13 protein-coding genes are annotated in these 12,551 nt (G+C 62.9%); 11 read left to right on the top strand and 2 right to left on the bottom strand.

Features of this window, described 5'->3' with window-relative positions; genetic code table 11:
• Nucleotides 1–163 precede the first annotated feature (163 nt).
• Complete coding sequence (locus BN32_RS12910; RefSeq protein ID WP_040425683.1) at nt 164–586, top strand: GFA family protein; 423 nt, start codon at nt 164–166, stop codon at nt 584–586.
• 89 nt (nt 587–675) lie between these two features.
• On the opposite strand, the gene BN32_RS12905 is transcribed toward BN32_RS12910, so the two are convergent.
• Nucleotides 676–1,473: a uracil-DNA glycosylase gene (locus tag BN32_RS12905; RefSeq protein WP_040426427.1), complete on the bottom strand. Its 798-nt coding sequence runs from the start codon at nt 1,471–1,473 to the stop codon at nt 676–678.
• A gap of 131 nt (nt 1,474–1,604) precedes the next feature.
• Between BN32_RS12905 and BN32_RS12900 the strand changes: the two genes are divergently transcribed.
• The 4 genes from BN32_RS12900 (at nt 1,605) to BN32_RS26185 (ending at nt 6,664) form a co-directional block, all read left to right on the top strand.
• A complete protein-coding gene (locus BN32_RS12900) occupies nt 1,605–3,266 on the top strand; it encodes an electron transfer flavoprotein-ubiquinone oxidoreductase (protein WP_019198628.1) in 1,662 nt (553 codons plus the stop codon).
• 142 nt (nt 3,267–3,408) lie between these two features.
• Complete coding sequence (locus tag BN32_RS12895; protein WP_019198627.1) at nt 3,409–5,217, top strand: tetratricopeptide repeat protein; 1,809 nt, start codon at nt 3,409–3,411, stop codon at nt 5,215–5,217.
• A gap of 189 nt (nt 5,218–5,406) precedes the next feature.
• Nucleotides 5,407–6,288 (top strand): 4-(cytidine 5'-diphospho)-2-C-methyl-D-erythritol kinase, encoded by an 882-nt coding sequence (locus BN32_RS12890; protein WP_019198626.1) that lies wholly within the window; start codon nt 5,407–5,409, stop codon nt 6,286–6,288.
• A 136-nt stretch (nt 6,289–6,424) separates the two neighbouring features.
• Nucleotides 6,425–6,664 carry a hypothetical protein gene (locus BN32_RS26185; protein ID WP_082757892.1) on the top strand — a complete coding sequence of 80 codons (240 nt, stop codon included), beginning with the start codon at nt 6,425–6,427 and terminating at the stop codon, nt 6,662–6,664.
• A gap of 34 nt (nt 6,665–6,698) precedes the next feature.
• Here the strand turns inward: BN32_RS26185 and BN32_RS12885 are convergent, their stop codons facing one another.
• Entirely contained in the window at nt 6,699–7,709 is a 1,011-nt protein-coding gene (locus tag BN32_RS12885; protein ID WP_040425682.1) for a polyprenyl synthetase family protein, read from the bottom strand.
• Nucleotides 7,710–7,806: 97 nt separating this feature from the next.
• On the opposite strand from BN32_RS12885, the gene BN32_RS12880 reads away from it, so the two are divergent.
• The 6 genes from BN32_RS12880 to BN32_RS12855 all read left to right on the top strand — a co-directional run.
• Nucleotides 7,807–8,034, top strand: a complete 228-nt coding sequence (locus tag BN32_RS12880; RefSeq protein WP_019198623.1) for a putative signal transducing protein — start codon at nt 7,807–7,809, stop codon at nt 8,032–8,034.
• Nucleotides 8,027–8,818 (top strand): tRNA1(Val) (adenine(37)-N6)-methyltransferase, encoded by a 792-nt coding sequence (locus BN32_RS12875; protein ID WP_019198622.1) that lies wholly within the window; start codon nt 8,027–8,029, stop codon nt 8,816–8,818. The genes BN32_RS12880 and BN32_RS12875 overlap by 8 nt, the downstream gene beginning before the upstream one ends.
• A 372-nt stretch (nt 8,819–9,190) precedes the next feature.
• The gene (locus BN32_RS12870; protein ID WP_019198621.1) at nt 9,191–10,078 is read left to right on the top strand and encodes a S49 family peptidase; all 888 of its coding nucleotides are present in this window, start codon (nt 9,191–9,193) and stop codon (nt 10,076–10,078) included.
• Nucleotides 10,079–10,092: 14 nt separating this feature from the next.
• Nucleotides 10,093–10,281, top strand: coding sequence for a hypothetical protein (locus BN32_RS12865; RefSeq protein WP_019198620.1), 189 nt, complete (start codon nt 10,093–10,095; stop codon nt 10,279–10,281).
• Between the two features lie 392 nt (nt 10,282–10,673).
• Nucleotides 10,674–11,606: a glycine--tRNA ligase subunit alpha gene (locus BN32_RS12860; protein ID WP_019198619.1), complete on the top strand. Its 933-nt coding sequence runs from the start codon at nt 10,674–10,676 to the stop codon at nt 11,604–11,606.
• A 1-nt stretch (nt 11,607) separates the two neighbouring features.
• On the top strand, nt 11,608–12,551 hold a 944-nt coding region (locus tag BN32_RS12855), incomplete at its 3' end, for a glycine--tRNA ligase subunit beta (RefSeq protein WP_019198618.1).

Below are 12,551 nucleotides of genomic sequence, written 5' to 3'. Positions count from 1 at the left end.
CCGGTCATCTGCGCCACCAACATCCGCTGCATGGCTGCGGTGTGACATCATCGGATCGCCGTTGCGATCGAGGCGCGCCGCGATCCCGTCATTTGGTGTATTGTCGGACGTTCCCGCACGCCTGCAGGCGGATCGATGACAGGCAAATTCGAAGGAGGGAGCGATGGCTCACCTTGGAAGCTGTTTTTGCGGCGCAGTCAAAGTGGAAGTTGCCGGAGCACCGGAGGCCATGGGTTACTGCCATTGCAGTTCCTGCCGTTCGTGGTCCGGCGGGCCCGTAAACGCCTTCAGCCTATGGAAGCCGGAGGCTGTGCGGATTGCATCGGGAGCCGAGTATGTTGCGACGTTCCAGAAATCCGAACTCAGCCAGCGTCAGTATTGCTCGAAATGCGGCGGGCATCTGATGACCAATCATCCGCCCATCGGCCTCGTGGACGTGTTTGCTTCGACGATCCCGACCCTCGCCTTCATTCCCGGCGTGCATGTGAACTACGCCGAGACGGTGATGCCCATGCGGGATGGCTTGCTCAAGTTGAAAGACTTCCCGGCTGAACTTGGCGGCTCCGGCGAGATCATCGCGGAATAGTGGCCGGTCGATTCGATGCGGCGATCGCCGATGCCTTGAATCCGGTCTTGCGAACGTTCAGGCATCGGCTAGGCGCCTGATTCAGTTCGCTAGCTTGCAACACCGGCCAGTGCCTTCTGCACAGAGCGAAGGTCCTGCCAGGTCAGACGCTTGTAGATCGGCTGCCGCAGCAGATACGCCGGATGGAACGTCGCCATGGCTTTGATTTTCCGCGTGCCGGTGTCGTAGTCGATCCACTTGCCGCGCGTTTTCATGATGCCGTCCTTGAGGTCGAGCACCGCCTGCGACGACGGTTTGCCGAGGCAGACCAGCACGTCCGGATCGACCAGTTGAATCTGCCGCCGGATAAAGGGCAGGCAGATCTGCGTTTCCTGGGGCGAGGGATCGCGATTGCCCGGCGGCCGCCACGGAATGATGTTGGCGATGTAGACCTTGCTGCGGTCGAGGCCGATCGCCGCCATCATCAGGTCGAGCAGTTTGCCGGAGCGTCCGACAAACGGCAGTCCTTCGATGTCCTCGTCACGTCCCGGCGCTTCGCCGACGAACATGATCTTCGCCTCGGGATTGCCGTCGGCGAACACCAGCCGCGTCGCGGTCGACTTCAGCGCGCAACCGTCGAAGCGTTCGAGCAGTTCGCGCAGTTCCTGCAGCGATGCCGCACCGGGCGCGATCTCGCGGGCCGATATGATCGCTGCGTCGGGTGCCGGCGCAGCGCCTGCGAGCACGGGCGCAGGGATCGGGTTCGCGGTGCGAAACAGCGCGGGCTTGGCGGCAGGCCGCTCCTCGCTGGCCGGCTCTTCCACCAGGCGATTGACGGGAGTTTCCGACAACGCGCAATCCACTCCAGCCTCTAGATAAAAGGCGAGAAGTTCGCGGGCGGAGGGCATGGGTTCGAGCGTGGTCACGGAGTCAATCTAGGACGGATTGCGTTGCAGCGAAACAGGGTTGTTCTTGCGCCAAAAATCGGGAAGAACGATGATTAGAAACATTCTGAACCACCCAATGTCGAGATGACATCATGAGCACCGAAGAGCTTCCGCCGCGCGATTCCATGGAGTTCGATGTTGTAATCGTCGGCGCCGGACCCTCAGGTCTGGCGGCCGCCATCCGGCTCAAGCAGATCAATCCGGAACTGACGGTTGTCGTGGTCGAAAAGGGCTCGGAAGTCGGCGCTCATATTCTGTCCGGCGCGGTGATCGATCCGATGTCGCTCGACAAGCTGATCCCCGACTGGCGCGAGGATGCCGACTGCCCGCTGAAGACGCAGGTGAAGGACGACCAGTTCTTCTGGATGACCGGCAGTTCCGCGATCAAGCTGCCGAATTTCATGATGCCGCCGCTGATGGACAACCATCACTGCTACATCGGCTCGCTCGGCGACGTGTGCCGCTGGCTTGGCCCGCGCGCCGAAGCGCTCGGCGTTGAAATCTATCCCGGCTTCGCCGCGGTCGAAGTGCTGTATGGCGAGAACGGCGAAGTGCGCGGCATCGCCACCGGCGACATGGGTGTGGCGCGCGACGGTTCGCACAAGGCCTCCTATACCCGCGGCATGGAATTGCTCGGCAAGTACACGCTGTTCGCCGAAGGCGCACGCGGCTCTCTCACCAAGCAACTGATCGCGAAGTTTGCGCTCGACAAGGACAGCGAGCCGTCGAAGTTCGGCATCGGCCTCAAGGAGGTCTGGCAGATCGATCCGGCCAAGCACAAGAAGGGACTGATCCAGCATTCCTTCGGCTGGCCGCTGAACATGTCCACTGGCGGCGGATCGTTCCTCTATCACTACAACGAGAACCTCGTCGCCGTCGGCTTCGTCGTGCATTTGAACTACGACGATCCGTATCTGTCGCCGTTCGAGGAATTCCAGCGCTTCAAGACCCATCCGAAGATCAGCGGCGTATTCGAGGGCGCCAAGCGCATCGCCTATGGCGCGCGTGCGATCACCGAGGGCGGCTATCAGTCGGTGCCGCGCCTGACCTTCAAGGGCGGCGCGCTGATCGGCTGCGCGGCCGGCTTCGTCAACGTGCCGCGCATCAAGGGCGTCCACAATGCGATGGGCACCGGCATGCAGGCGGCCGAATATGTCGCGGCTGCGCTGGCGGAAGGCCGCGCCAATGACGAAATCGTTGAATACGAAAACGGCTGGCGTGATTCCGCCGTGGGCAAGGACCTGCACAAGGTCCGCAACGTCAAGCCGCTGTGGTCGAAGTTCGGCACCGTCGTTGGCGTCGCGCTCGGCGGTCTCGACATGTGGACCAACACGCTGTTCGGCTTCTCGCTGTTCGGCACCCAGTCCCACGCCAAGCCTGACCGCGAGACGCTCGATCCCGCCAAGGCGCATCAGCCGATCCCGGGACCGAAGCCGGACGGCAAGCTGACCTTCGACAAGCTGTCGTCGGTATTCCTGTCCAACACCAACCACGAGGAGGATCAGCCGATCCATCTCAAGGTTGCGGACATGAACCTGCAAAAGACTTCCGAACACGACGTCTTTGCCGGTCCGTCGAACCGCTATTGCCCGGCAGGTGTTTATGAGTGGGTCGAGGAAGCTGCCGGTCCGCGGTTCCAGATCAACGCGCAGAATTGCGTCCACTGCAAAACCTGTGACGTGAAGGACCCGAACGGCAACATCACCTGGGTTCCGCCGGAAGGCGGCGGCGGGCCCAATTATCAGTCGATGTAAGCACGATTGCGCGAGAACGGCTGATCGCCACGATTGCGCCATACTAACTGGGCTCCTCGACCGGCTCGAATCCTTGCGGATGCTGGCCAAACAAGCCATTGTCCCGGTGCTGCTGGGCTGACCGGTTGCACCACCTTCAATCATGGAGCCGGCGAGCGTGAAATTCCAACGTCGTTTCAGCCGCGTGGCCGTCGCCACCCTCGGATTTGTCTCGGTTCTCGCCAGCGTCGGACCGCTCGCGGCGCAGACCCGGACCAGCGCCAGCGAAGACGCCAAGCAGGCGCCATATCCGAGTGCGCGTGATCTGATCGGCCTGACGGTAGCGGGCAGCTACCTTGCCGCGCGCCATGCCAGCGTTGATCGTGATGCGACCGCGGCTGCGGCATTCTACCGCGCGGCGCTCCGCTCCGATCCCAAGAACAGCGAACTGCTGGACCGCGCCTTCATCGCCTCGCTCGCCGACGGCGACATCGACGAGGCCGTGAAACTCGCCGACCGCATTCTCACCATCGACAAGAACAACCGCGTTGCGCGGCTGGTCGCGGGCGTGCGCTCGCTGAAGCAGAAGAACTACGCCGTCGCCCAGCAGAACATCAATCAGTCGATCCGCGGGCCGATCACCGATCTCGTCGCGACGCTGCTGTCCGGTTGGGCCAGCTACGCCGCGGGCAACACCCAGACCGCGATCTCAAGCATCGACAAGCTGGCGGGTCCGGAGTGGTATCCGATCTTCAAGGATCTGCACACCGGCATGATCCTCGAACTGGCGAACAAGCAGAAGGACGCCGGCGTTCGCTTCGAGCGCGCCTACAAGCTCGACGATTCCGCGCTGCGGGTGTCCGATGCCTATGCGCGCTGGCTGTCGCGCAACAAGGACGCGGCGGCGGCCACAGCGGTCTATCAGGGCTTCGACAAGAAGCTCGCGCGTCATCCGCTGGTGGTGGATGGCATTCGCGAAACCAAGGCCGGCAAGAAGCTGCCGCCGCTGGCGGAAAATCCGCAGCAAGGAGCGGCCGAAGCACTGTACGGCATCGGCGCGTCGCTGACGCGGCGCGGCGGCGAGGATCTCGCGCTGGTTTATCTTCAGCTTGCGCTCTACCTCAACCCGAACCATTCCCTCGCCCTGCTGTCGCTCGCGGACCTTTATGAATCCGTGAAGAAGCCGCAGATGGCCATCAAGGTCTACGAGCGCGTGCCTGCGCATTCGCCGCTCAAGCGCAACGCGCAGATCCAGCTTGCGACCGATCTCGACACTGTCGACCGCACCGAGGAAGGCATCAAGATCCTGAACGCTGTCGTCGCCGATGATCCGAAGGATGTCGAGGCGATCATGGCGCTCGGCAATATCGAGCGCGCCCGCAAGAAGTTCGCCGATTGCGGCGAAACCTATGGCAAGGGCATCGAAGCCCAGGCCAGCACCGCCGACAAGCCGAACTGGGTGCTCTATTATTTCCGCGGCATCTGCTTTGAGCGCTCGAAGCAGTGGGCGAAGGCCGAGGTCGATCTGAAGAAGGCGCTCGAAATGCAGCCCGAGCAGCCGCACGTCCTGAATTATCTCGGATATTCCTGGATCGATCAGGGCATCAATCTCGATGAGGCCATGAAGATGATCCGCCGCGCCGTCGAGCAGCGGCCGGACGATGGCTACATCGTGGATTCGCTGGGCTGGGCCTACTACCGGATCGCCGACTACGAGAACGCTGTGAAGCATCTCGAACGCGCGATCGACCTCAAGCCGGAAGATCCTACCATCAACGATCACCTCGGTGATGCGTACTGGCGCGTGGGGCGGACGCTGGAAGCGAAGTTCCAGTGGGCGCATGCCCGCGACCTCAAGCCCGAGGCGGACGAACTTCCGAAGATCGAGGCCAAGCTGCGTGACGGCCTGCCCGAGGATACCTCCAACGCTGCCGCCGCCGAAAAGAAGAAGGAAGACGGCAGGGGCGGCTGATTTTATCAACGCCCGATCGTTCCGGTGTCGTCGGAATCGTCATTGCCGGGCTTGACCCGGCAATCCATCTTCTTGAATAAGTCCTCAACTCTCGATGGATGCGCGGGTACGCAAACAGGTTTACGCGGTCTGCGCAGGGCAGATTGCTATGCCCGCGCATGGCGCATTGGGTCAGAGGCGGCAAACAGAATGACACTCACTGAAACCGCGCGCGCCAAGGTCAACCTCACGCTGCGCGTCCTTGGCCGCCGCCCGGACGGCTATCATGACATCGAGAGCCTGGTGGTGTTCGCCGACTGCGCGGACACGCTGACGCTTACGCCGGGGCCCGAGCTTGGCCTTGCGACCGGAGGGCCGGGCGCGCAGGACTGCGGCGAAATGGCGGATAATCTGGTGATCCGCGCGGCGCTCCTCCTCGGAGAACGCATTCCGGGTCTCACGCTCGGACACTTCACGCTGGACAAGCATCTGCCGGTCGCCGCCGGAATTGGCGGCGGGTCAGCCGACGCGGCCGCGGCCTTGCGGCTGCTGGCGCGTGCGAACGGCATTGCCATCGACGATCCGCGCGTTGTCAGCGTCGCGCGCGATACCGGCGCGGACATTCCGGTGTGCCTGGCGTCACGCGCCTGCACGATGACCGGCGTCGGCGAGAACTTGTCGATGCTCGACGTTCCTTCGATGCCGTGCGTGATGGTCAATCCGCGCGTCGGCGTCGCGACCAAGGATGTGTTCACAGCGCTCGGTCTCGGCAAGGGCGAGCTTCTTGCGGGCGCCGGCGACATCATGTTGTCGCGAGGCTGGCCGGCCGACGGCGCGTCATTCGATGCGTGGATCGAGGCTATCGGAGCCGGCACCAACGATCTGGAAGCGCCAGCGCTGAAGGTCGAACCCGTCATTGATGTGGTGCTGTCTACGCTGCGCGCGACGCAAGGCGTGCAGCTCGCGCGAATGTCGGGCTCGGGCGCGACGTGCTTTGCGATTTATGAGACGATCGGCGATGCCGGACAGGCCGCGAAAGCGATTTCGCAGACCCATCCCGGCTGGTGGGTTCACGCCGGTGTGCTGAGCTAAGACGTCGCTCATAAGCGCGACACACAGCCTCCGTCGTCGCAAGGAGCCCGTCACAAACAGATTTGAGCCATTGATCTGGATCAACAGTCGCCGGTTCAGCGGGTAGCTCATGAGCCGTCCAATGGAGGAGATCCAGATGAAACTCTCAATTGCGTTGGCGGCTGCCCCGCTCATACTTGGTTTCGTCTCTGCGACCACTGATAAGGCCGGCGCTGTCGTTTACTGTCAGTATGTTGGTTATCCCGCTCACTGCGTGGCAAGAGCTGGCGTCGTGCTGCGGCCGCGGCCGGTTGCGAGGGCTGCCGCGAGAGAGGCGGTGCGGCCTGGAACGCCGATGAATCGTGGTGGTCCGGTCGATCGCGTCGGCAGGCGCTGACGAAGCGGCTCGTGCATTGCGCGTGAGCGATCGCTCAGTGCGATCGCGCGAGACAGAATGCGACGACCTGTTCGAGCGCGCTCTTCATCGGTGATTGCGGGAACAGCGCCAGCGCATCGACCGCCATCGCACCGTAATGCTGCGCGCGGCTCATGGTATCTTCCAGAGCGCGATGCTTGGTCATGAGGCCGATGGCCTGATCGAGATCGCCGTCGCCGATCTCACCCTTTTCCAGCGTGCGGATCCAGAATGCGCGTTCGACATCGTTGCCGCGCCGGAACGCCAGCACCACCGGAAGCGTGATCTTGCCTTCGCGGAAATCGTCGCCGACATTCTTGCCGAGCTTGGCGGCCTTGCCGCCGTAGTCCAGCACGTCATCGACAAGCTGGAACGCGATGCCGAGATTCATGCCGACCGAACGGCACGCGGTCTGTTCCGCCTTCGGGCGGTTGGCGATCACGGGACCGACTTCGCAGGCGGCTGCAAACAGTTCAGCCGTCTTGCCGCGGATCACGGCGAGATATTCGTCCTCGGTGGTGGCGGTGTTCTTGGCGGCCGCGAGCTGCATCACTTCGCCTTCGGCGATGGTCGCGGCTGCAGAGGAGAGAATATCGAGCGCGCGCAGCGAGCCGACCTCGACCATCATGCGGAAGGCCTGGCCGAGCAGGAAGTCGCCGACCAGCACGCTCGCTTCATTGCCCCACAGCATCCGCGCCGAGAGCTTGCCGCGCCGCAGTTCGCTTTCGTCTACCACATCGTCATGCAGCAGCGTCGCGGTGTGCATGAATTCCACGGCGGCGGCGAGCTTGATATGACCGTCGCCGGCATAGCCGGTGAGGTTGGCCATGGCGAGGGTCAGCATCGGCCGCAGCCGCTTGCCGCCAGACGAGATCAGGTGGTTGGCGACCTCCGGGATCATCGTGACTTCGGAGCCGGTTCGCGACAAAATCGTGCTGTTGACGCGTGCCATGTCGGGCGCGACAAGCTCGACCAGCCGATCTATCGATGGCGTCGAGTGGCTCTCAAAGGGTACAATAACCGCCACGTCCGGTCTCCGGATGAATTTGAGGGCACCATAGAAACTGCCGTGCGATGCGGCAAGAGCAACAAACGGCCCGGTTGGGCTGCGGGAGACGGCGGCCTTGCGTGAGCTCGTTCGGACCAACGATGTGGTGCTGGTGTCCGCGGTGGGAGCGCTGCTGGATGGCGCCAATATCCATCATCTCGTGCTCGACAATAACATGAGCATTATGGATGGATCGCTGGGCGTGCTGCCCCGGCGCATTCTGGTCCACGAAGATGACAATCTGGCCGCGCGCCGCCTGCTCGCCGATGCAGGTCTGGCCCATGAATTGCGGGACAATGACTGACCCGGTCCAGGCTGAATTCGCGGATGTCACCGAGGACATGTTTCTCGGCGGGCAGTTGCGGCTGCGCCAGCCGAGGCGAGGCCACCGCGCGGGTCACGATGCGATCCTGCTGGCGGCGGCGACACCGGCGCGGGCAGGACATCGTGTGGTGGAATTCGGCGCAGGCGTGGGGACGGTGGGATTGGCGGTGGCGCGCCGTGTGGCGGGCATCAATCTGGTGCTCGCCGAAATCGACGACAGGCTTGCAGCGCTGGCGCGCATCAATGCCGAGGCAAACGGCATCAGGGCGACGGTGACGGTGCTCGACGTCACTGCGAGCGCGGATGTGTTCGCGGCTTCAGGCCTCGGGCCCGACAGCGCCGATATCGTGCTGATGAATCCGCCTTTCAACGATGCGGAGAGACACCGCGCGTCACCGGACCCCGCGCGGCAGTCTGCCCATGTGGCGGCTGCGGACACGCTGGAGACATGGACCCATGCGGCGCGGCGGGTGCTGAAATCCGGCGGGGTGCTAACCATTATCTGGCGCGTGGACGGGCTCGCGCAGGTGCTGGGGGCGTTGGAGCGCGGCTTCGGCAGCATCGGGATTTTGCCCATTCACCCCAATCGGGATGGGGCGGCGATCCGCGTTATCGTCAGCGCGACGAAGGGCGGGCGTGCCCCGATGGTGCTGCATCCGGGCTTTATTCTGCAGGGCGCGAAAGGTGAGGTCGGAGCGGAGGCTGCGGCGGTTCTCTCTGGAGGGGCCGTTCTGTCGCTGGCACGAGAGCCAGGAGGTCGCTGATAGCCGGTGACCGGCTGCCCGTCAGGTGAGCAGTCTGCTTACTGCGATACCGATTTTGGACCCGTTTCGGGTGCCTTCGTAAAGTGAATCGTCGTCAGAAGAGCGCTAATCAGCAAGATCAGGAGGTAAATCTTCATTTCTGCACCTTTGAGGCTGCGCCGTTGCAGCCTGCGTAGTTGTTGCAATGCAAAGTGCGTTCCAGTTTTTTTGTCGCGCTCCGGGAAAGAACCGGAGAATTCTAGAAGAAATCCCGTCCGATCAGATATTTAGACGGAATTCAGGCACAATGGACGTGCTTAACGAATGTCGAATGTGCTCTAGGCTCCTGATGCCAGTTACCGAATAATAAACTGTAAACATGAAGGACATTCCATGGCGGAGAACGGTGCCAACGGTCACATTGGCGAGAGGTTGAAAAGTTTGCTGCCAGCGCGCTGGCGCGGCGGAGCCGTGGTGCCGGTGGTGCGCCTGTCCGGGGTGATCGGGGCGGTGACACCGCTGCGGCCGGGCATGGCGCTCGCCGGCGTGTCGCGGATTCTGGAGCGGGCGTTTTCCATCAAGGCGGCCAAGGCCGTCGCGCTGGTGATCAATTCGCCGGGCGGCTCGCCGGTGCAGTCGCGCCAGATCTATCAGCGCATTCGCCAGCTCGCCGCCGAGAAGAACAAGCGCGTGCTGGTGTTCGTCGAAGACGTGGCGGCATCTGGCGGCTATATGATCGCCTGCGCGGGCGACGAGATTTTCTGCGACCCGTCGTCCATCGTCGGCTCGATCGGCGTGGTCGGCGGCACGTTCGGCTTTGTCGACCTCATCAAGAAGGCTGGCATCGAGCGCAGACTCTACACATCGGGCGAGAACAAGTCGCAGCTCGATCCGTTTCTTCCGGAAAATCCCGATGACGTCGCGCGGCTGAAGGCGATCCAGCGCGAGATTCACGACAGCTTCATCACGCTGGTGAAGGACAGCCGCGGCGCGCGTCTCAAGAGTGAGGGCGACTATCTGTTCACCGGCGAGTACTGGGCCGGCGAGCGCGCGGTGAAGCTCGGTCTTGCCGACGCCATCGGCGATCTGCGCACGGTGCTGCGCTCGCGTTATGGCGACAAGGTGGAGACGCCGGTGATTGCGCCGCCGACGGGCCTTCTCTCCGGGCTCGCGGGCCGCAAGTCTGGCGCAGGCGCGGCGCTACCGGGTTTTCCGGGATTTTCGGAGGACCTGATTTCGGCGCTGGAAGAGCGCGCGATCTGGGCGCGCTACGGATTGTAGGACGGAGATCGATCATGCCGCCGCTAATCCTGGTCGCAGCTGGAATACTTGGCGGGGCCGCGCTGCTGCGTCTTGCGGTGCGCGAAGGCAGGCGCATCAATCGCGAGCTTGATGATGCGCGCAAGGCCAAGCCCGCCGAGAAGGAAAGCATGCCGAAACTGCGCCGCGATCCCGAGACCGGAACCTATAGGCCCGGGGTGTGATTGCAAAACGTGATGGACGGATGCCGTGATCCGTCAGCTGTGCCGGCGCACGTCGTTGATGGTCATAACGCAAAGCGCGCCCATGATGATGGCCGCAATCAAAATCTGAAAAGCGATCATTGTCGTCCCTGCCAAAACGCACCGCCGGTTAAGCCCGGCCGTTGGTTGCAATGCCGCCCTTGCTAGCTGTCAGTTCCTAACAAACGGAAAGCCCCGGGCAGCGTTGGGCGCTTACCTGGCGCTGCGGTTAAACCGGCGTTCGGGTGATCGCTAAAATCCGGCCGATTCCGGCAGGAATCGCCGCGAGAAGGGTGCCATCGCCTTGATTCCGTTAGCCTGCGCCGATACGGTCCGCGCGCAAATCACCCCTTCCAGACTGTCAAAGATTTCCGATGGATACCCTGCCTCCGCACATGCGTCCCGAGCGTTCGTTTCAGGGCCTGATCCTGACGCTGCAGCGCTATTGGGCCGACCATGGCTGCGTCATCCTGCAGCCCTACGACATGGAAGTCGGCGCGGGTACGTTCCATCCGGCGACGACGCTTCGCGCGCTCGGCCCGAAGCGCTGGAATGCGGCTTATGTGCAGCCGTCGCGCCGCCCGAAGGATGGCCGCTATGGCGAGAATCCGAACCGCCTGCAGCACTACTATCAGTTCCAGGTGATCCTGAAGCCGTCGCCGCCGGACATTCAGGATCTGTATCTGAAGTCGCTCAAGGCCATCGGCGTCGACGCGGCGCTGCATGACATCCGCTTTGTCGAGGACGACTGGGAGAGCCCGACGTTAGGGGCGTGGGGCCTCGGCTGGGAGTGCTGGTGTGACGGCATGGAAGTTTCGCAGTTCACTTATTTCCAGCAGGTCGCTGGCGTCGAATGCGCGCCGGTTGCTGGCGAACTGACCTACGGCCTTGAGCGTCTCGCGATGTATGTGCAGGGCGTCGATAACGTCTACGATCTCAACTTCAACGGCCGCGACGGTGATGACAAGGTCACCTATGGCGACGTGTTCCTGCAGGCCGAGCAGGAATATTCGCGGCACAATTTCGAACACTCCGACACCGCGATGCTGTTCGAACAGTTCAAGATGGCCGAGAGCGCGTGCAAGAAATATCTCGACGCCGGGTGGAAAGACAGCAAGCGCGAGGCGCATCTGATGGCGCTGCCGGCTTACGACCAGTGCATCAAGGCGAGTCACGTGTTCAACCTGCTCGACGCACGCGGCGTGATCTCGGTCACCGAGCGTCAGAGCTACATCCTGCGCGTGCGCGAACTCGCCAAGGCATGCGGCGAAGCGTGGATGCACACTGAAGCAGGCAAGGTGGCTTAAGATGCCTGATCTTCTCCTCGAACTGTTCTCCGAAGAAATTCCCGCGCGCATGCAGGCGAAGGCCGCGGATGACCTGCGCAAGATGGTGACCGACAAGCTGGTCGCCGAAGGTCTCGTCTATGAGGGCGCGAAGGCGTTCGTGACGCCGCGCCGCCTCGCGCTGACTGTGCACGGCATTCCGGCGCGTCAGCCGGACCTCAAGCAGGAGCGCAAGGGCCCGAAAATGGGCGCGCCCGATGCCGCCGTGCAGGGCTTCCTGAAAGCCACCGGCCTCAAGTCGCTCGATGAAGCAAAAATCCAGCGCGACCCGAAAGGCGATTTCTATATCGCGCTGATCGAGAAGCCGGGCCGTCCCGCCATCGATGTGATCGCGGAAATCATCCCGCTGATCATCCGCACCTTCCCGTGGCCCAAGCAGATGCGCTGGGGCGAGCGCTCCGCGAAGAACGGCGCGCTGACCTGGGTGCGGCCGCTGCATTCGATCATCGCAACCTTCGGCCCCGAGACCGAAGAGCCGGAAATCGTGAAGTTCGACGTCGCCGGCATCGAGGCTGGGCAGACGACGCATGGTCATCGTTTCATGGCGCCCGCCGAAATCACTGTGCGCCGCTTCGACGATTATGCGTCGAAGCTTGAAGCCGCCAAGGTCGTGCTCGACCCGGAGCGCCGCAAGAACATCATTCTCGAAGATGCCAAGGAACTGGCGTTCGCGCAGGGTTTTGAACTGGTCGAGGATCAGGTGCTGCTCGACGAGGTCGCAGGCCTGGTCGAATGGCCGGTGGTGCTGATGGGCTCGTTCGACGAAGAATTCCTCTCGATCCCCGGCGAGGTGATCCGCGCCACCATCCGCAACAACCAGAAATGCTTTGTGGTGCGCTTTCCCTCCCCCCACGACAGTGGTGGGGAGGGATCAAGGGTGGGGGGCGCTTCATCGTCCGCCGCCGC

The sequence above is a fragment of the Afipia birgiae 34632 genome (assembly GCF_000308295.2).
Lineage (GTDB): Bacteria > Pseudomonadota > Alphaproteobacteria > Rhizobiales > Xanthobacteraceae > Afipia > Afipia birgiae.
This window is presented reverse-complemented; position numbering and strand designations above follow the sequence as displayed.